At 74.7% G+C, this 18,564-nt stretch carries 20 protein-coding genes; 9 read left to right on the forward strand and 11 right to left on the reverse strand.

Annotated elements, in window-relative coordinates:
- Window positions 1–14: 14 nt before the first annotated feature.
- Complete coding sequence (locus tag MET2598_RS0119575) at window positions 15–1,301, reverse strand: PQQ-dependent sugar dehydrogenase (protein WP_018262040.1); 1,287 nt, start codon at window positions 1,299–1,301, stop codon at window positions 15–17.
- Window positions 1,302–1,400: 99 nt separating this feature from the next.
- Window positions 1,401–2,843, reverse strand: coding sequence for an amidase (locus tag MET2598_RS0119580; protein WP_018262041.1), 1,443 nt, complete (start codon window positions 2,841–2,843; stop codon window positions 1,401–1,403).
- A 364-nt stretch (window positions 2,844–3,207) separates the two neighbouring features.
- Here MET2598_RS0119580 and MET2598_RS42235 point away from each other — a divergent pair, with 364 nt between their 5' ends.
- From MET2598_RS42235 to MET2598_RS0119595, 3 genes are all read left to right on the forward strand, one after another.
- Window positions 3,208–3,351 (forward strand): hypothetical protein, encoded by a 144-nt coding sequence (locus MET2598_RS42235; RefSeq protein WP_012331584.1) that lies wholly within the window; start codon window positions 3,208–3,210, stop codon window positions 3,349–3,351.
- A gap of 124 nt (window positions 3,352–3,475) precedes the next feature.
- A complete protein-coding gene (locus MET2598_RS42240) occupies window positions 3,476–3,634 on the forward strand; it encodes a hypothetical protein (protein ID WP_018262042.1) in 159 nt (52 codons plus the stop codon).
- A 175-nt stretch (window positions 3,635–3,809) separates the two neighbouring features.
- Window positions 3,810–4,247, forward strand: a complete 438-nt coding sequence (locus MET2598_RS0119595) for an acyl-CoA thioesterase (protein WP_012331582.1) — start codon at window positions 3,810–3,812, stop codon at window positions 4,245–4,247.
- Here MET2598_RS0119595 and MET2598_RS0119600 read toward each other — a convergent pair.
- The 8 genes from MET2598_RS0119600 to MET2598_RS0119635 all read right to left on the reverse strand — a co-directional run bounded on the left by MET2598_RS0119600 (window position 4,203) and on the right by MET2598_RS0119635 (window position 12,647).
- A complete protein-coding gene (locus MET2598_RS0119600) occupies window positions 4,203–6,725 on the reverse strand; it encodes a sensor histidine kinase (protein WP_026190824.1) in 2,523 nt (840 codons plus the stop codon). The genes MET2598_RS0119595 and MET2598_RS0119600 overlap by 45 nt on opposite strands.
- A gap of 6 nt (window positions 6,726–6,731) precedes the next feature.
- Window positions 6,732–7,040, reverse strand: coding sequence for a SelT/SelW/SelH family protein (locus MET2598_RS0119605; RefSeq protein WP_012331580.1), 309 nt, complete (start codon window positions 7,038–7,040; stop codon window positions 6,732–6,734).
- A gap of 65 nt (window positions 7,041–7,105) precedes the next feature.
- Window positions 7,106–7,480 (reverse strand): fluoride efflux transporter CrcB, encoded by a 375-nt coding sequence (crcB, locus tag MET2598_RS0119610; protein ID WP_012331579.1) that lies wholly within the window; start codon window positions 7,478–7,480, stop codon window positions 7,106–7,108.
- 299 nt (window positions 7,481–7,779) lie between these two features.
- Entirely contained in the window at window positions 7,780–8,661 is an 882-nt protein-coding gene (locus MET2598_RS0119615) for a class I SAM-dependent methyltransferase (RefSeq protein ID WP_018262043.1), read from the reverse strand.
- On the reverse strand, window positions 8,652–9,719 hold the full coding sequence (locus MET2598_RS0119620) for a GNAT family N-acetyltransferase (protein ID WP_012331577.1): 1,068 nt from the start codon (window positions 9,717–9,719) through the stop codon (window positions 8,652–8,654). The genes MET2598_RS0119615 and MET2598_RS0119620 overlap by 10 nt, the downstream gene beginning before the upstream one ends.
- Window positions 9,655–10,734: a glycosyltransferase gene (locus tag MET2598_RS0119625; RefSeq protein ID WP_018262044.1), complete on the reverse strand. Its 1,080-nt coding sequence runs from the start codon at window positions 10,732–10,734 to the stop codon at window positions 9,655–9,657. Before MET2598_RS0119625 ends, MET2598_RS0119620 begins: the two co-directional genes overlap by 65 nt.
- 15 nt (window positions 10,735–10,749) lie before the next feature.
- On the reverse strand, window positions 10,750–11,553 hold the full coding sequence (locus MET2598_RS0119630; protein WP_012331575.1) for a sugar phosphate nucleotidyltransferase: 804 nt from the start codon (window positions 11,551–11,553) through the stop codon (window positions 10,750–10,752).
- Between the two features lie 2 nt (window positions 11,554–11,555).
- Complete coding sequence (locus MET2598_RS0119635) at window positions 11,556–12,647, reverse strand: CgeB family protein (protein ID WP_012331574.1); 1,092 nt, start codon at window positions 12,645–12,647, stop codon at window positions 11,556–11,558.
- Window positions 12,648–12,804: 157 nt separating this feature from the next.
- Between MET2598_RS0119635 and MET2598_RS0119640 the strand changes: the two genes are divergently transcribed.
- The 5 genes from MET2598_RS0119640 to MET2598_RS41350 all read left to right on the forward strand — a co-directional run bounded on the left by MET2598_RS0119640 (window position 12,805) and on the right by MET2598_RS41350 (window position 16,178).
- On the forward strand, window positions 12,805–13,020 hold the full coding sequence (locus tag MET2598_RS0119640) for a hypothetical protein (protein ID WP_012331573.1): 216 nt from the start codon (window positions 12,805–12,807) through the stop codon (window positions 13,018–13,020).
- A gap of 243 nt (window positions 13,021–13,263) precedes the next feature.
- On the forward strand, window positions 13,264–13,893 hold the full coding sequence (locus MET2598_RS0119650) for a cyclic nucleotide-binding domain-containing protein (protein WP_012331572.1): 630 nt from the start codon (window positions 13,264–13,266) through the stop codon (window positions 13,891–13,893).
- A gap of 28 nt (window positions 13,894–13,921) precedes the next feature.
- Complete coding sequence (locus MET2598_RS0119655) at window positions 13,922–14,335, forward strand: HIT domain-containing protein (protein ID WP_012331571.1); 414 nt, start codon at window positions 13,922–13,924, stop codon at window positions 14,333–14,335.
- Window positions 14,336–14,416: 81 nt separating this feature from the next.
- Window positions 14,417–15,334 (forward strand): NAD(+) diphosphatase, encoded by a 918-nt coding sequence (nudC, locus tag MET2598_RS0119660; protein WP_018262046.1) that lies wholly within the window; start codon window positions 14,417–14,419, stop codon window positions 15,332–15,334.
- Between the two features lie 85 nt (window positions 15,335–15,419).
- Window positions 15,420–16,178: a hypothetical protein gene (locus MET2598_RS41350; protein ID WP_157182212.1), complete on the forward strand. Its 759-nt coding sequence runs from the start codon at window positions 15,420–15,422 to the stop codon at window positions 16,176–16,178.
- 483 nt (window positions 16,179–16,661) lie between these two features.
- Here the strand turns inward: MET2598_RS41350 and MET2598_RS0119670 are convergent, their stop codons facing one another.
- Entirely contained in the window at window positions 16,662–17,501 is an 840-nt protein-coding gene (locus MET2598_RS0119670; protein ID WP_012331568.1) for a universal stress protein, read from the reverse strand.
- A 117-nt stretch (window positions 17,502–17,618) separates the two neighbouring features.
- Here MET2598_RS0119670 and MET2598_RS0119675 point away from each other — a divergent pair, with 117 nt between their 5' ends.
- Window positions 17,619–18,545 carry a pseudouridine-5'-phosphate glycosidase gene (locus tag MET2598_RS0119675; protein WP_018262048.1) on the forward strand — a complete coding sequence of 309 codons (927 nt, stop codon included), beginning with the start codon at window positions 17,619–17,621 and terminating at the stop codon, window positions 18,543–18,545.
- Window positions 18,546–18,564 lie beyond the last annotated feature (19 nt).

Here is an 18,564-nt window from a genome sequence, read left to right on the forward strand (position 1 = left end):
CGGGGCCGGCTGCCCTACTTCTCGTAGGAGATCCGGTAGATCGCGCCGGCCGTATCGTCCGAGACCAGGAGCGAGCCGTCCGGCAGCGTCGCGACGTCGACCGGGCGGCCGAGATACTCGCCGTTCTCGTTGAGCCAGCCCTCCGCGAAGGGCTCGGGCTTGCCCGCGCCGCCGTCCTTGTTGACCGGCACGAACATCACCCGGGCGCCGAGCGGCGTGGTGCGGTTCCACGAGCCGTGCTCGGCCGTGAAGATGCCGCCCCGGTACTTCTCGGGAAACATCTTGCCCCGGTAGACGATCATGCCGAGATCCGCCGCGTGCGGGGGCAGCTCCGCCTTCGGCGGGACCACGTCCGGCGGGACCGCGTCGTTCTTGTACTCGGCCGTGCGCACGGCGCCGCCGCCGTACCAGGGGAAGCCGAAATTCTGGCCGGGCTTCGTCGCCTGGTTCAGCTCTCCGGGCGGCTGGTCGTCGCCCATCCCGTCGACCTGGTTGTCGGTGAACCACAGCGTCTTGTCGGGGGCGAAGTCCATGCCGACCGAGTTGCGGATGCCGGTGGCGAAGACCTCGCGGTTCTTGCCGTCCGCGTCCATCCGGATGATGCCGCCGATGCCGGTCTTCGCGTAGAGCTCGGCCTTCTCCTTGGGCGGCACGTTGTAGGGCTGGCCGAGCGAGATGTAGAGCTTGCCGTCCGGCCCGATGCGGCAGATCCGGGCGGTGTGGTTGTAGCTCTCCTCCGAGACCGGGATCAGCTCGCCCTGCTTGACCACCACGGCCGCCGCCACGTCCGGCCCCTCGTAGAAGAACTCGGCCGCCGGGAACGCCAGCACCCGGTTCTGCTCCACGACGGTGAGCACGCCGTCGCGCGAGAAGCAGACGCCGTTCGGGATCTTGAAGTCGATGCCGGGAGCGAAGACCTTGACCTCGTCCGCCACCCGGTCCTTGTCGCGGTCGGTCACGGTGTAGACCTTGGACTTGCGGGTGCCCACGAAGACCACCCCGGCATTCGGGCCGACCGCCATGGCGCGGGCATCCGGCACGATGGCGTAGAGGTCGATCTTGAAGCCGTCCGGCAGCTTGATCTTCTGCAGGGTCTTGGTGATGGCGTCGGCCTTGCGGCCGGTCTGGGGCACCGGCGGCGGCTCGGCCACGCCGGTGCTCTTGAAGCCCTGCAGCTTCTCCAGGTTGTCGACCTTGGCCTTCGTGTCGCCGGCCTCCTGGGCGAGGCTCACGGCGGCGAACGACGCACCCGCGGCCAGCGCCGCGCTCCCCAGGAGCGCAGCCTTCAGAACCGATCTCATGGTCTCCTCCCTCGCCCGCGGCCGATTCGATCGACCGCTCTTCGTTGGCGCAGGGAGTATGGGGCGCGCCGATGAGCCCGCAAGCGCAAGCGCGTGCGATCACAGGGCCGTGATCGCGGGGGCCTCCCGGTCGAAGCCGGTCGCGGCCTCGTAGGCGGCCGCGACGGCGAGCAGCCTCCCCTCGCCCCGGTGGGGGGCGATGAGCTGGAGGCCCATCGGCAGCCCCCCGGGGCCGCGGCCGGCCGGCAGGCTGATCGCCGGGCAGCCGCCCATCGTGGCCGGGATCGCGACCTCCATCCAGCGGTGATAGCTGTCCATGGGGCGCCCGGCGATCGCCCGCGGCCACATCTCCCCGATCGGGAAGGGGAAGACCTGCGCGGCGGGCAGCGCCAGCAGGTCGCACCGGGCGAACAGGTCGAGCAGGTGGGCGAACCAGCGGCTGCGCAGGGCGCTGGCGGCCTGCACCGCGTAGGCGTCGAGCCGCGCCCCCTCGTCGATCTCGAACAGCGCGTCGGGCTTCAGCGCCGCCCGCGCGGCGGGGTCGCGCGCGTGAGGGGCGAGCGCCGCCCCGGCCTGCCAGGCCCGCAGCACCCGCCAGGCCCGGAACACCGCCTCGGCGTCGAAGCCGAGCGCCAGGGGGGCGACCCGGGCCCCCTCCCCGGCGAAAACCGCGAGGGCGCGCTCGCAGAGGGCGAGGATGCCGGGCTCGACCGGCAGGTGGCCGCCGAGGTCGCCGAGCCAGCCGATCCGCAGGCCCGCGAGCGCGAGGGGCGCCGGCGCGGCGAAGGCGGAGGGATCCTCGGTCAGGCTGTGGGGCAGGCGCGGATCCGGGCCGGCGAGGACCGAGAGCAGCAGCCCGAGATCGGCGGTGCAGCGGGCCATCGGGCCCGCCACCGTGAGGTCGGGCAGGAAGACCTCGTCGGTGCGCATGGGCACCCGGCCGGGCGAGGGGCGCAGGCCCAGCACGCCGTTCCAGGCCGCCGGGTTGCGCAGCGAGCCGGCATGGTCGCTGCCGTCCGCGAGCGGCAGCATGCGCAGGGCGAGGGCGACCGCGGCGCCGCCGCTCGATCCGCCGGCGCTGCGGGCCGGGTCGTAGGCGTTGCGGGTGGCCCCGAAGACCGGGTTGACCGTGTGCGAGCCGAGGCCGAATTCCGGCACGTTGGTCTTGCCGATCAGGATCGCGCCGGCCTGCCGCAGCCGCGCCACGTGGGGCGCGTCCGCCTCGGCGACGCGGCCGGCGAAGAGGGGCGAGCCCTGCGTCCAGATCAGCCCCGCGGCCGGGGACGTGTCCTTCACCGCGTGCGGCAGCCCGTGGAGCGGCCCGCGCCAGCGCCCGGCGGCGAGGTCGCGGTCGGCGCAGGCGGCCTCCTCCAGCAGGATCTCGGGGTCGCGCAACCCCACGATGGCGTTCGCCGCCGGGTTCGCCCGCGCGATGCGGTCGAGATGGGCCCGCATCACCTCGCGGGCGGACACGGTGCGGTCGCGGATCGCCCGGGCGAGGTCGGTCGCGCGCGACGAGACGAGGTCGGGGGAGAGGGACATGGGCTCGGTCCTGGGACGTGCCAGCGGAGCACGGCGCCTCCCGGTCCGCAACCCTGTCCCCGGGCCATCACGGCCTCTCAGCAGAATTGCGCGGGGCAACTCTGCTCAACTCCTGGTCCGGAACCCTGTCTGGCGCCGACCCGGTGGTCACTTCGGCGAATGATGCTTGGTCTTGCATCAATCTTGCCGCCGAACCGGTGGCTCCTTCGGCGAATGATGCTTAGGCTGGGGGCGGGACGGCAACCCGACAGAGGCGCCGCCCGCGAGGAAATCCCGGCCCGGGACGGGCGATCCCGCCCTGGAACCGGCGGTCCCGGCCCGGAACGGGCGGTCCCGGCCCGGGACGGGCCGGCAGGAGGTGACCATGAAGCCGATCGCCCGCGGGCGCGCCTCGCCGGGGCGCGCGGAGGCCCCCGCCCTGTGGGAGAGCGTGCCGCTCGAATGCCTCGCGGCCGCCCTGTTCGTGATCCTGGCCGGGGCCCTGTCCCTCGCCGGGATCCTGCCCTGATCTCACCGCCGCGCCGCCCTCGAAACGCCCCCGGGCGCGGAGATCCTGGCGCAACGGATCCGAAACCCGAGACTCGGCATGATCCGTGCGTCCCGGTTGTGATCCGTGGCTGGAGGACGACGCGATGCTGATGGCCCTTCTCGGCCGCCTCGCCCGGGCGTGGCACGCTCCCGCCCAGGCGTGGCGCGCGACGGTGGCGGCGCTGACAGACCCCTATCGGCCCGAACTCCACTACATGCGCGGTCCCGGCCCCCGCTGGCACGCGCGGCACCGCCCGCGCTGAGGACCGGACAGGCCGCCGGACACCGATCGACCGTCGGCCGCCGAACGGCATGCGATCGAGGGCGCGCCGATCCTTCCTCATGATCGGCTCTCGATGGCCGATCCGAGCCGGATCGGACTGCCAGGGAGACCACGATGGTCGAGACGCGCGCAACGCCCCCGCGGCCGGCGGCCCGGTGACGGACCGCCCTCCCCCCGAGCGCCGCGCCGCCTACCGGCGCTTCGTGCCGATCTCCACCCGCTGGAGCGACAACGACGTCTACGGCCACGTCAACAACGTGGTCTACTACGCGTTCTTCGACACGGCCGTGAACCGCGTCCTGATCGAGGAGGGCGCCCTCGACATCGCCGCGGGCGCGGTGATCGGCCTCGTGGTCGAGACCGGCTGCCGCTACTTCCGCTCCGTCGCCTTCCCGGACCAGGTCACGGCCGGCCTCCGGGTGGCGCATCAGGGTCGGTCGAGCGTGCGCTACGAGGTCGGCCTGTTCCGCGAGGACGAGGACGAGGCCGCCGCGCAGGGGCACTTCGTCCACGTCTACGTCGATCGGGCCACGAACCGGCCGGTGCCGCTACCCGACGCGCTGCGCGCGGTGCTCGCGCCGCTGCGGGCCTGAAGCCTCCCCGGCCGGGGCCTCCTCCGTCTCGTCGAGCGGCGCCACGATCGTGCAGATCACGCCCGCCGGCGGGTAGTCGAGGCTGACCTCGCCGGCGAGGTCGCGGGCGAGGCTCTGGCCGATCAGCCGGGAGCCGAAGCCGGTCCGCTCGGGCGGGGTCACGGACGGGCCGCCGCTCTCCTGCCAGCGCAGGGTGAGCCGGCCCGCCTCGACGCTCCAGGCGATCGAGACCTGCCCGTCCACGGCCGAGAGGGCCCCGTACTTGACCGCGTTGGTGGCGAGTTCGTGCAGCGCCATCGCGATCGACAGCGCCATGCGGGGCGGCAGGCGCAGGGGCGGCCCGGCCACGCTGAAGCGCGGGCGGCGGCCCCGGGGGCCTTCGAGCGGCGCCACCGCGCCCGCCACCACCTCGGCGAGCTCCGCCCCCTCCCAGCTCTCCCGCGTCAGCACGTCGTGGGCCCGCGCGAGCGCGATCAGCCGCGCCACGAAGGCGTCGCGGGCGCCCTCGGCCTCGCGGCCGCGCAGCCGGCGCAGGCTCTGCATCGCGATCGACTGCACGGTCGCGAGGGTGTTCTTCACCCGGTGGTTCAGCTCGTGGATCAGCAGCCGCAGGTGGTCCTCGGCGCGCTTGCGCTCGGTCACGTCCTGGTGGATGCCGATCACCCGCCGCGGCGCCCCGCCCGCGTCGCGCTGCACCACCGCCTCGGCGCTCACCCAGCGCAGCACCCCGTCGACCGGCCGCACCCGGAACTCGCTCCGGTACTCGGCCTCCCCGGCGATGAGCGCCGCCAGGGCGGCGTCGAGGGCGGGCCGGTCGGCCGGGTGCACCGCGCCCATCCAGCCCCCGGGCAGGGGCGGCAGCCCGACGATCTCCGCCGAGCGGGCCGAGAGCCGGTTCTGCCCCGTGGCGAGGTCGATCTCCCAGGTGCCGAGCTGGCCGGCCGCGAGGGCGAGGCGCAGCCGCTCCTCGCTCTCGCGCAGGGCCGCCTCGGCGAGCTTGGCCTCCGTGATGTCGACGTTGCAGCCCGTGTAGCCGAGGAAGCGGTGGCGGTCGTCGAGGCGGGGCACGCCCTCGCAGAGGAGCCAGCGCACCGCGCCGCTCCCGTCGATCACCCGGGTCTCGACCCGCAGCGGGCGGCGCGCCGCGAAGGCGGCCGCGAAGGCGGCCTCGAAGCCCGCGACGTCGTCCGGATGCACGACCTCCCGCCAGCGGCGGCCCACCAGCGTCGCGGCGGGGCGGCCGAACAGGTACTCGTAGTGCATGTTGACGAAGGTGGTCTCGCCGGCCTCGTCGGTCATCCAGATCAGGGCGGGCGCCGAATCGGCCATGTGGCGGAAGCGCGCCTCGCTCTCGCGCAGGGCGACGAGGCCGCGGCTCTGCTCCTCCAGGGCCCGGTCGCGCTCCGCGATGCGCTGGCGCAGCGTCTCCGAGGCGTCCGCCAGCGCGTCGGCGACCTGGCGGATCTCGCGGATCGGGGTCGAGACCCGCGGCACCGGCTGCCCCCGGCCGAGCGCCCCCCCCGCCGCCGCCAGGAGCCGCAGCGGCTCGGCGACCCGCGACCACAGCCGCACCGCGAGCAGCGACGACACCGCGAGGGCGAGCAGGCCGAACCCCCCGAAGGCCGCCATCCAGCGCCGCAGCGAGGCCTCCACCAGGGCCCGGGGGATGCTGGCGGAGGCGGTCCAGCCGGTGATGCGCGTGCGCGTCTCGACGAACAGCACCGGGCGGTGCTGGCGGTCGAGGCCCTCCCACAGGCCCGGCGTCCCGGCCTCGCGCCCGCGCAGGGCCTCCAGCATCGGCTCGCCCGCGAGCGCCGCGTGGTCCCGCGAGCGCGCGAGCAGGAGCCCGTTGCGGTCGACGAGCGCGGTGATCCAGCCCTCCGCGAGGTCGCGCAGCAGGATCTGGTGCAGGCGCTCGACCGGGGCGGTGGCGCTGAGGACGAAGGCGGCCTCGCCGTCGATCACCACCGGCACCGCCACCGCGTAGCTCGGCGGCCGGCCCGGCGGGCCGGGCTGCACGCCGGTCACCAGGGGAGCGCGCGTCGCCAGCACCTCGGCGTCGTAGGGCTGGGCGCCCTGGGGCAGCGGCGCGCCCCGCGGCAGGGCGGTGTTGACGAGCTGGGTGCCGTCCGGCCGGCGCAGGGACAGCATCAGCTGGGTCGCCTCGGTCACCGCCCGGGCCTGGTCCTCGAAGCTCGCCGCCTCCTCGGCCCGCCGCAGGCGCGGCGAGGTGGCGAGGGTCTGCAGCACCGAGATCAGGCCGGCCGTGTCGCGGTCGACCGTGAGCGCGATCCCGCGCACGGTCTCGCGGGCATCCTGCTCGAAGCGCGCCCGCTCCAGGGCGGCGTAGCGCCCGAGCAGGATCGCGGTGAACAGGAGGCCCGGGCCGATCAGGGCGATGGCCAGCGCCACGAGGTAGATCTGCGTGGAGAGGCCGCGCTCGCGCAGGCGCGCCACCCGGGTCCTCAGGCCGGCCACGCCGCCTCAGCCCCGGTCGCCGCGGGGGAGATCGACGTGGCCGAGATCGCGGCCCGGCTCGACGACGTCGCGCACCCGCTGCTTGAGGGTCTTCACGTCCGGGAAGCCGCCGTCGCGGACGCGCTCCCAGATCAGCGCATCGCCGCAGGTGATCGCGAAGGCCCCGCCGGTGGCCGGGATCAGCGCGACCTCGCCGAGTCCGTCCTTGAAGGTCGAGAGGAGCTCCTGCGCCATCCAGCCGGCGCGCAGCAGCCAGCCGCACTGGGTGCAGTAGGTGATGGCGACCCGGGGCTTGCCGGTGGGGGCATCGGTCATGGTGCCCCGACTCGGGACCGTTCGGGCCGGCTTGTCAACCGCCGCCCGCCCGCCCGGGCCCGCCCTTACCCGAAATGGCGGATGATCGCGAAGCTCACCGCGACCCCGGCGATGCCCGCGGCCACCGACCCGATCACGTAGAGGACCGCCTGCGCGAGGGCGCCGCGCTCGATCAGCAGGAAAGCTTCGAGCGAGAAGGTCGAGAAGGTGGTGAAGCCCCCGAGGATGCCGGTGGTGAGGAAGAGGCGCAAGCTCTGGGGCAGGCCGGCCCGCACCACGAACCAGCCGGCGAGGATGCCCATGGCGAGCGAGCCCGAGACGTTGATGATCATGGTGGCGGCCGGGAAGCTGCCGCCGAGCCGGGCCGCACTCACGTTGACGCCGTACCGCAGCGCACCGCCGAGGCCGGCCCCGAGGAAGACCACGAGCGTGTTGAGCATCCGTCGATCCGTCGCGTGAGGGAGGAGAAGCAAGCGCCGGGCCGGCGCCGCGCGAGAGGCGGACGGGGCGGAGCGCCAGTCCCGCCGGCCCGCGGGGCGGGGAGCGCCGCGCCAGCCTCGTCGGGGTCGAGCCCTTACGCAAGAGCAGGGCGGAAAGCCAGGGCAAGCCGGGCGAACTCATCCGCCATCCGGTTGGTGGCTTCGCCATCTCGCATTTCGGCCATGCGGATGTCGGCGTCGCTCAGGCGCCGCGCTCAGGCGCGTGATCCGGGATCCGCTTCGATCAAGCGGATCCCGGATCACAGGCGGCGCAGCTGGAAGGCCCGCCCGTCCCAGGTCGTGAACGGCGCCGTCCCGGCCCGGATCAGGCGGAAGCCGTGGGACGCGGCGAGCGCCGCCGCCTCGCGCCGGTCGCGGGCGAGGTCGCCGCGATAGGAGTAGTTCAGGACGACGAGGTCGCCCCCGGGCCGCAGCACCCGGGCGGCCTCGCGGACGTGGTCCGCCGCGAGCCCGGCCTGGACCAGGTAGGGGAAGGAATCGACCGCGAGGACGAGGTCGGCGCCCCCCGTCGGAACCGGCGCGAGGTCGCGCCCGCTGCCGAGATGCAGCGCCACGTTCGCGAGGCCGGCGCAGCGTTCCCGCGCCGCCGCGATCATGGCCGGCGCGATGTCGAGCCCGGTCACCGCGGCGACGCGGGGGGCGAGCGCCGCCGCGACCCGGCCGATGCCGCAGCCGAGATCGACGAGCCGCGCCTCGCGCGACAGCAGGCCCCAGGCGTCGAGCGCCGCGACGATCTCCTCCGTGGCGGCGCGCAGCAGCGCCGGGCTGCCGAGGGCGTAGAGAGCGACGCTGCCCTCGGGCGAGGCCCGCGCCGCCCGGTCGAAGGCCGCGGCGAGCGCCGCGACGGCCCGCGCGCCCTCCAGCTCCTCGCCGTGATCGACGCCGCCGAGCACCTCCCGGACGATTCCCCACGCCTGCGGGTTCGCCCGCCAGAGGTCGCGCGCCGCCGCGAGCCGGCCCCTCGCCTCCGCGTCGGCTGGGCCGGCCGCGGCCGCGAGCGCGGCCTCGACCGCCTCCGGGCCCGGGGCCCCGGCCGCGAGGTGCATCAGGGCGACGGAGGGCGGCACCTCGCCGGCGGCGAGCCAGTCGAGCCAGGCCGCGGCCTCGCCGCTCAGCTCCATCGCAGGCTCCGGCGGCGGTTCCAGATGTCGACCGCGCCCCACTCGTACTTGTAGGGCTCCTGGCCGCGCAGGAAGTGGAAGGCGCGCGCGCCCTCCTCCCGGGCCGCGTCGAGGGCGGCGGCGACCAGCGTCACGCCTGGGCTCTCGAAGGCGAAGGCCGGATCGAAGCCGCTGAGATAGGTGTAGACCCGCCGCCGGCCGCGCAGGGCGTACAGGATCCCGGCGACCTCGCCGGCGAGCCGCACCGCGTGGAAGCGCACGAGGCCGGCGCGCGCGAGGCGCGGCACCGCCTCGCGGTGGAAGGCCTGCACGGCCGGGTCCGCCAGCACGCCGGCCTCCCCGCGGCTCTCCCAGCGCGCGGCGTGCAGCGCCGCGAGGCGCTCGAACAGGGCGGCCGTCTCCCGGGGCGAGGTGGCGGCCTCGACCTGGAAGCCGCCGCGCCGCAGCGAGCGGTTGCGGGCGAGCGCGATCTTGCGGCGCTTCTGCGAGGAGCAGAGGTCGGCGAGGCTCGCGGCCTCGCGCGGCAGCAGCAGCACCGGGCAGGCGACCTGGTCCTCGACGCGCTCGGCGGCCCCCGCCGGCACCGGGAGCTGCCAGGCGGCGGCCTCGGGCGCGAGGTCCTCCAGGTCCAGGGTGGCGCAGCCGCCCCGCGCGGCCGCGATCCCCTCCGCCAGCGCCGCGCCCGCCCCGGCCGCCTCCGGGTCGAGCAGGAGGTCGAGATGGTCGCTCGGCCCGATGCCCAGCGGCAGGAGGCGCCGGCCCCGCGCGCCCTCCTCCGCGTAGAGCGGCGCGAGGCCGACCAGGCGCCCGCCCGCCCGGACCGCCACCGCGGCGAGGTCGCCGGGCCGGAACTGGCGCCACCACGGGATGAGCCAGGCCGGGGACTGGAACGGCGTCGCGGAGGGGCAGCGCCCGAACAGGTCCCACCAGTCGGGTTCGAGCCGGTCGAGGTCGGCCGCCTCGGCGAGGACGGACGCGGTGAGGGCCGGCGCCTCACGCCGCGCCGGCGAGGCGATGGGGAGCGGCCGGCCGGTCGGCGCCGCGGCGAAGCTTCTCATAGGCGGCAAAGTACCCTTCGATCATCGGGGCGAGGCCCGAATGTCCCGCGGCGATCCGGCGGCAGGCCTCCCGGTCGATCCGGTCGACCGAGGCGATCGCCGCGGCCATCTCCGCCGGAGTCTCGGCCAGGAACCCGGTGCGGCCCGGCTCCACCAAGTCGGCGAGGGCGCCCATCGGCGCGGCGATCACCGGGGTGCCGCAGGCCATCGCCTCGCGGGCGACGAGGGAGCTCGTCTCCGGCAGCCGCGCGGGCAGGAGCAGGCAGCGCGCCGCGTTGAGCAGGCGGCGCTTGGCCCGGAACCCGACCGGCCCCAGGAAGCGCCGCTGCCGGTCGAGGCGCGGCGCCACCGCGCGGTCGAAGAAGTCCCGGTGCGCCGGATAGGGGAAGAGTTCGCCCGCGACGGCGAGCGGGATCCCGGCCCGGTGGGCCGCGTCGAGGGCGAGGTCGACGCCCTTCTCGGGGGCGATCCGGCCGAGGAAGAGGGCGAAGCGCCCGCGCGGGAAGCGCCCGCGCAGGGCCTCGGCCGGCACGCCGTTCGGGATCGGGTCGAGGAGGGAGAGCCCCGGCGGGGCGAGCCCGTGCTGGTGAGCCGAGACGCAGTGCAGGAAGGTGCGCGGGCGCGCCGGGCGCAGGGCCTCGGGGGCGTACCAGGAGAAGGGGGCGTGCAGGGTCGCGAGCACGGGCGGGCCGGGCGGCGGCAGGGCGGCGTGGAAGTCGATGCCGTGCATGTGGACGACGTCGATCTCCGGCCGCGCCCGCACGGCGGCCGCCACGGCCTCGGCCTGGGCCCGGCGCGCCCGGGCGATCGCCGCCTCGTCGAGGGGCCCCGTCTCCCGGGGCAGGGCGATCAGCTCGCCCCGCACCCGCGAGCCCGCGCAGGCGACGACGAGGGAGCGGTGGCCCGCCGCCACCAGGGCGGCGTCGAGGGCGCTCAGCACCTGCTCGGCGCCCCCCGCCGCGTCCGGCCCGACCGGGGCGAGGGGATAGGCGACGTGGAGGATGCTGAGCGGCATCGCCGGGTCGCGGGGCTAGTCGCGCAGGACGGCGTGGAGCGGCGCGCGGCCGCCCGGCCAGCCCAAAGCCACGCGGGCGCCCGCATCCGCCTCGCCCGCCGCCGCCTCGGCCAGGAGCCCGATCGCGGCCCGGTAGCCGTGCAGGGTGCCGACATCGACGTAGGCGGTGCCGGCGCGGATGCCCCGCGCCTCGCCGCCCGCCGCCAGGTGGGCGTTGATGAGCGTGCCGATGTACTCGTCGCGCCGGCCCCGCTGCAGCCAGAGCCGGTGCAGGTCGCGCAGGGTGCGGCCCGGCATCTTGAAGGCGCCCCAGATCCAGGACGAGGTCGCGTCCGCCCGCTTGACCTGGATCTCGCGCACGCGGTCGCCGTCGAGCACGACGGCGTCGAAGAATTCCGGCCGCTCGACCGGGAACAGCAGGAAGGAGAGGACGTCGTCGGGGCATTGCGCCAGGGCGTCGGCCGGGAACCAGACCGTGTCGGGCAGCCCCACCACCACCGGCTCGTCCTCGGCGATCAGGGGCAGGGCCCGGAAGATGGCGTCGCACAGGCCGGACGCGGCGGGCTGGACCGCGTAGGCGATCGGCACCTCGCCGTAGGCGGCGCCGTAATAGTCGAGGATGTCGGACTTGCCCGGCGCGATGACGAACAGCAGCCGGTCGGCGCCGCCGCGGATCATGCGCTCGACGAGGTACTCGCTCACCGCGCAGGGGCGCTCGATCCCGTGATCGAGGCGGCTGCCCACCGGCAGCAGCTCCTTCGAGAAGGCGAGCGGCTGGATGCGGCTGCCGAGGCCCGCCGCCGGAATGATGCCCCACATCGTCAGACCTCCGCCGGGACGGCGCCGCGCGCGGACGCCGCCTGTTCGAGTGCGGCGACGAGCGTCCGGGCCCGCCGCGCGGATGCGTGCTCGTCGAGGGTGCGCTCCCGGGCCCTGGCCGCCAGGGCCCGGCGCTCGGCCTCGTCCATGTCGAGGGCGGCGACCGCCTCCGCGGTGGTGCGCGCCACCACGATCTCGCGGCCCGGCGCGAAGAAGGCGTCGAGCCCCTCCCACTCGTCCGTGATCAGCGGCGTGCCGCAGGCCGCCGCCTCGAACAGCCGCCCCGAGGGGCACCAGCCCATCGCGGCCATGGCCTGCCGGGTGACGTTGAGGGTGAAGCGCGAGGAGGCGAAGAAGGCCGGGTGCTCGGCCGGCGGCAGGTGGCGCACGAAGGAGATGTTGGGCGCCCAGGGGAAATCCGCCGGGTACTGCGCCCCGCCGATGAGGAAGCGCTGCCCCGGGCGCAGGCGCGCCGGCGCGACGAGCAGGCGCTCGACCCCGGCCTGCCGGTCCGCCGCGTAGGTGCCGAGGTAGGAGAGGTCGCAGGCGTAGTGCGGCGCGGGCGCGCCGGGCCGATGCGCGTCGGGATCGACGTGGCCGTAGAGGGGCGCCACGCGCCGCGCCCCGAGCCGCGCGCGCAGGGCGTCGAGGGCCGCCCCGCCCGTGTAGCTCAGCACGAGGTCGAAATCCCGCAGGCCCCGCGGGCCGAGATAGGGCACCGCCTCGCCCGCCTCCAGCCGCGCCAGCGTCACCGGCGTGTCGAGGTCGTAGAAGACGCTGACGGGCGCGGCGAGGGCGAGGTCGGTCGCCGCCACCGCGTCCGGGCAGTAGGAGGTGACGATCGCCGCGTCGCATTCCCGCACGGCCTCTCGGGCGCGGGCGGCGAGATCCGGCGTCCAGTCCGGATAGAGGACGAGGTCCCCGCCCGGCAGGGCGTGGAGGTCGCGGTTCTCGGCGTAGTAGGGGACGTCGCGCTCGAAGAAGGTGACGCGGTGCCCGTCCGCCGCGAGGGCCCGGCACAGCCCGCGCCAGAGCGTCGCGTGACCGTTGCCCCAGGACGACGAGACGGTCAGTCCGAACACGACGATCCGCATCAGGCCCCGTCCCCCCGCCGGGATCCCGCCCCGGCCGCGACCCCAACCCACATACCTGGGGTGAGTTCCTGCCCGCGGTGAGTTCCCGCTCGCGACGGTTGCCACCGGGCCGGTTTTGCCCGACAGCCGCGGCCGGACCGACGAGGAGGAATGCGCCGTGTGGGAAGCCGAAGTGATCGGGGGGGCGGAGGATGCGCAGGGGCTGATCTGGGTGCGGGCGCCGCGGGACTTCCCGAACGGCCTCGACGAGCTGGTCGGCGGCCCGGTCACGGTGGGCGGGGTGGCGCGCAGCATCCTCGACGTGGTCGAGCCGGAGGACGGCGGGATGGTCCGCAAGGGGGACCGGCTCGGGCTGATCCTCGATCCGGCCTGAGCCCGCGGCGGGGCCCCGCCTTCGCGGGCGCGCCGGCCGGGCGGCCGCGTCGGCTCGTGCCGCGCGTCGGGATCGGCAAGCCGGCCGTCACCTCACGCCGCGCGGCGGCGGGCGAGCTCCCGCAGGGGCGGCGCGCCCGCCCGGGAGATCACGCGCCGCCGCCGCGCCTGCGCCATCCCCGCCCTTGTCAGGCTTCGCCGGGAATGCCATCGGCCGGGCAAGGCTTTGCGGGGCGAGGGCGTGATGGATTGGGTGGAAGCGATCGGCTACCTGGGCACGGCCCTGACGGTGGCCTCCTCGGCGATGACGACGATGATCCCGCTGCGGATCGTCTCGATCCTCAGCAGCATCGCGGTCATCATCTACGGCTGCCTCGTCGGCAGCGTGCCGACGGTGCTGACCGAGGTGATCCAGATCCCGTTCAATGCCTGGCGCCTCTACGAGATGATCCGGCTCGTCAGGGACGTCGAGAAGGCCGCGGGGGGCGACCTCTCCCTCGACTGGCTCAAGCCCTTCGGCACCTCGCGCCGCTTCAAGGCCGGGGAGGTGCTGTTCCGGATGGGCGATCCGGCGAGCGAGATGTTCTACGTCGAGAGCGGCCGCTTCCGGATCGAGGAGCGCGGCATCGACATCGCGCCGGGGGCGATCGTCGGGGAACTCGGCATGCTCTCGCCCGGCAACGTCCGCACCGCCTCGGTGGTCTGCGCCGAGGACGGGGTCGCGCTCTGCGTGCCCTATTCGGAGGTCAAGCAGCTCTACTACCAGAACCCCGAATTCGGGTTCTATTTCCTGAAGCTGACGAGCGAGCGGCTGTTCCAGGGAACCGGGCAGGGAGGGCCGTGCGGGGCGACGCCCGAGCCCGAGGTCGCCTGACCCACGGGGCGCATCGAGAGAGGTTTGGATGTCGGATTTCACCCTCGACCCGCGGCTCGCCGCCGACACGATCGCGGTGGGCGACCTTCCGCTCTGCAGCGTGCTCCTCCTCGACGATGCCCGCTTCCCCTGGCTCGTCCTGGTGCCGCGCCGGGAGGCGGTGAGCGAGCTCACCGACCTCGCCCCGCGGGAGGCGGCGGCCCTGATGGAGGAGATCCGGGTCGCGACCCGGGTCATGCTGGACCTCGCCAAGCCCGACAAGGTGAATGTCGGGGCGCTCGGCAACGTGGTGGCGCAGCTCCACGTCCACGTGGTCGGGCGGTTCCGCTCCGATCCGGCCTGGCCCGGCCCGGTCTGGGGCCACGGCACCCGCGCGCCCTACCCGCCCCACGCCGCCGCGCAGCTCGTCGAGCGCGCCCGGGCGCTGTTCGCGGCCGCGTGAGCGCCGCCCCTCTGTGATTTCGCCGCAATGTGCGCGTCGATGCGGTCGACCCATCGCCGGATCACGCCCTGAGGAGATCCCGTGACGACGCCCCTCGACCGCCTCGGCTTCGCCCAGAGCCTGCTCGTGCGCCACTCCGCCGAGCGCACCGGCCCGACCCCGACGCTCGCCGACCATCCGGAGGCCGGCCTGCTCCTCTTCGCGGGCGAGGTGCCGGTGCTGCGGGCGGCCGGGGCCGCGGCGAGCGCGGTGCTGTCGGTCGCCGACGCCGCGCGCGTCCCCACGCCGGCCCCGCTCCTCTTCCTGGGGCGGATCGGCGAGCGGCCGATCTTCGCCGGGGCCCTGCCGGCCGAGGCCGGCGCGGGTTTCGCGGAGGATCCGGCCTACCGCCTGCTCGACCTGCGCGCGGTCGCGGTCGAGGGGGCGGTGCCGGCGCCGGAACTCGGCCTCCTCGCCACCGCGAAGTCGCTCCTGAACTGGCACGCCCGCCACGGCTTCTGCGCCCAGTGCGGCGCGCCGACCGCGCTCTCCTGCGGCGGCTTCCGGCGCGACTGCGCGGCCTGCGGGGCGCAGCACTTCCCGCGCACCGATCCGGTGGTGATCATGCTGGTGACGTGCGGGGACCGGTGCCTGCTCGGGCGGCAGGCGCGCTTCGCCCCCGGCGTCTATTCCTGCCTCGCGGGCTTCCTCGAGCCGGGCGAGACGATCGAGGACGCGGTGCGCCGCGAGACCTTCGAGGAGGCGGGGCTGCGGGTCGGCGCCGTGCGCTACCGGGCCTCCCAGCCCTGGCCCTTCCCCTCCTCGCTGATGATCGGCTGCGAGGGCGAGGCCCTCGACGAGGCCCTGACCCTCGATCGCGACGAATTGGAGGATGCCCGCTGGTTCTCCCGCGAGGAGGTGCGGGCGATGCTGGAGCGCCGCCACCCGGACGGCCTCCTCACGCCGCCCCCGATGGCGATCGCCAACCTCCTGGTGCGGGGCTTCGCGGACGGGTTCTGATCCGGGATCGGCTTGATGAAGCCGATCCCGGATCGCGAGCCTGCGCGGCGCCTGAGCGCGGCGCCTGAGCGACGCCGACATCCGCATGGCCGACATCGGAGATGGCGAAGCCATCAACCGGATGGCGCATGCCAAGCCCGCGCGGCGCCTGAGCGAAGCCGACATCCGCATGGCCGACATCGGAGATGGCGAAGCCATCAACCGGATGGCGCATGCCAAGCCCGCGCGGCGCCTGAGCGAAGCCGACATCCGCATGGCCGACATCGGAGATGGCGAAGCCATCAACCGGATGGCGGATGAGCCGCCGGCGGAACCGGTCCCGCGCCCGGGGACGGCCCGTCCGCCGGGCCGATGCGCGCTATCGCAGCACCAGCTTGCCGTCGCCGTTCAGATCGATCGTGTTGAACGTCCTCACGTACTCATCGTCGAAAGTGTCGGTCAGCAGGTCGAGATCGAAGCCCCGCAAGGTGATCTTGTTTCTCCACGGGCTTTTGTCAAGAAAATCGACCCCGACCTGGACGTTGTTGATCTTCTTCAGGGTGTGCTCGGCCAGCCAGGCCTTGCACGCCGCCGGGTCGCCCATCTCCTCCTTGCTGGGATACTTGGCTGGCGCGTCGCCGGCCGGCACGATGTAGATCTCCTTCACGAACTGGAGGCTGGCCCTCATCCCCCTGTGTTCATACATCCGGGCGACCGATCGAAAGAACGTCTCGATGCGATCCAGAGCCTCGTCGGTGATGAACAGCTCCGGCGTCTCGCTCAGCTGATGCAAACTCATCCGCGGTTCCCTCCGCTGCCGAATGGCGTGAGAGCGCCGTCGGTCCTCGATCCGATGAGCGCATGAACATGAATCATACCAACGGCTCAGGATGCTGACGCATCGAGCCGTTGCTCCATCTCGAATTTTCGATTTCAAGCCAGAGGCTTGGCGAACCAGAGGCTTGGCGAAAATTCGAGAGCCGCACCACCGGTCATGAGAAATGACCGGTGGTATCATCTCGGGGATCCGCGGGCCTTCACGGCTGTGGCGGGCGCAGGCCCGGTGCATCACCCTCCCGAAGTCTCGGAAAGCCTCGGTCTCCCTCATTACGTAAGGACATGAGAACGCGCAATCGCTACGATCGGCGGAGCGCAGGGAATTCCAGGCGGGATCGGGGCGCCGAGACCGGCGTGATCTGGGCACGAATCGCGGCATCGGGCCGTCGATGCGCGGGTCCCGGCAGCGCGGCCGGGCCGTCCGCGGGCCGGCGCGGCGCCGGGGGCGGTCGCCCGAGACGGCGCCCTCGGCGGAGCGCGGGCGGAGTTCCGGCAGCCGCAGCTGCGCCCGTCAATGCGCCATCAGCACCGGCATGGTGGCGTGGGCGAGGATGTGGCTGGTCGCGCCGCCGAAGATCATCTGGCGCAGGCGGCTCTGGGTGTAGGCCCCCTTGACCAGGAGATCGCAGCCGAGCGCGGCGGCCTCGGCCAGGAACACCTCGCCGGGATTGCGCCGCCCCGCCGCCAGGGTGCGGCCCCGCGCGGTCAGGCCCTCGCGGGTGAGCGCCGCCGCCAGCTGCTCGGCGCTCGGGCCCGGCACCATGCCGGAATCGACGCCCAGCACCTCGATGCGGGCGGCCCGCCGCAGGAACGGGCCCGCGAAGGCCACCGTGCGGGCGGTCTCGGTCGAGCCGTTCCAGGCGATCAGCACGGTCTCGCCGAGGCTCTGGGGCGGGGTCGGGGGCGCGATCAGGAGGGGCCGGCCGCTCTCGAACAGGGCGGCTTCGAGGGTCGTCATGCGCGGGCCGCCCTCCCCGCCCGGCCGTCCCACCACGGTCGCGCCGAACAGACGCGCGTATTGCGCCAGGAACCCGTCGCCCGGCGGCGCGTCGGGCAGCCAGCGGTAGCGCGGGCGGGAGGGATCCGCCTCGCCCGAATCCCGCGGCACCCCGTGCTGCTCCATGAAGGTGGAGAACTGGCTGCCGCAGCCGCGGGCCTCCGCGAGGTCGGCCTCCTCGTCGCGCACCCAGGTCATGCCGCCCACCATGTCGACCGGGACGTACTCGGCGAGGGCGGGGCGCAGGCCGAACCCCTCCACGCAGGATCCGAAGCGCCGGGCGGTGAGGAGCGCGGTCTCCAGCACGGAATCGAGGAGCGTGTGGCGCGCGATCGGAACGAGCAGGGTCTTCATGGCGGCCTCCGGGGCGATTGCACCACGGCCCCGCTGCGCCGTCCAGGGGCGCGCCCTCGCCAGGCCCCGGCAAATCTGCCAGACCGGCGGGATCGCCGCCGGCGCGGGAGGAATGCCATGCCCCCTTCCCTGCTCGACATCGCCCCGGAGGTGCGGGCCGCCCTCGCGGCGGGCGCGCCCGTGGTGGCGCTCGAATCCACCATCGTCACGCACGGCATGCCGCACCCGCAGAACGTCGAGACGGCCCGGGCCGTCGAGGCGGTGGTGCGCGAGGCCGGGGCGGTGCCGGCGACCATCGCGGTCGTGGCGGGGCGGATCCGGATCGGCCTGCCGGCCGAGACCCTGGCGGGGCTCGCCGCCGCGCGGGACGTGCTGAAGCTCAGCCGCGCCGACCTGCCGCACGCGGTGGCGGCGGGGCTCACCGGCTCGACCACGGTCGCCGCCACGATGATCTGCGCCGCGCTCGCCGGGATCCGGGTCTTCGCGACCGGCGGCATCGGCGGCGTGCACCGGGGCGTCGAGCAGACCCTCGACATCTCGGCCGACCTCGACGAACTCGCCCGCACCCCCGTGGCGGTGGTCTCGGCCGGCGCCAAGGCCATCCTCGACCTGCCGCGCACCCTCGAATACCTGGAGACGAGGGGCGTGCCGGTGGTGGGCTACGGCACCGACCGCTTCCCGGCCTTCTGGAGCCGCGACAGCGGCCTGCCCGCGCCGCTGCGCCTCGACACCCCGGAGGCGGTCGCCGCCCTGATCCGGGCCAAGGCCGCGCTCGGCCTCGGCGGCGGGATCCTGGTGGCCAACCCCGTGCCGGAGGCCGACGAGATCCCGGCCGCCGAGATCGCCGGCCTGATCGAGACGGCGGTGGCGGAGGCGCGGGCGGCCGGCATCTCCGCCAAGGCGGTGACGCCCTTCCTGCTGGGGCGTCTCCTCGCCCTCACGGGCGGGCGCAGCCTCGCCACCAACATCGCGCTGATCCGCCACAACGCCGCCCTGGCGGCCCGCCTCGCCGCCGCCCTGGCCGCCCCGGCTCCCGCGCCCTGACCGGCCGCGGCGGGTCAGA

The sequence above is a fragment of the Methylobacterium sp. WSM2598 genome (genome assembly GCF_000379105.1).
Taxonomy (GTDB): domain Bacteria; phylum Pseudomonadota; class Alphaproteobacteria; order Rhizobiales; family Beijerinckiaceae; genus Methylobacterium.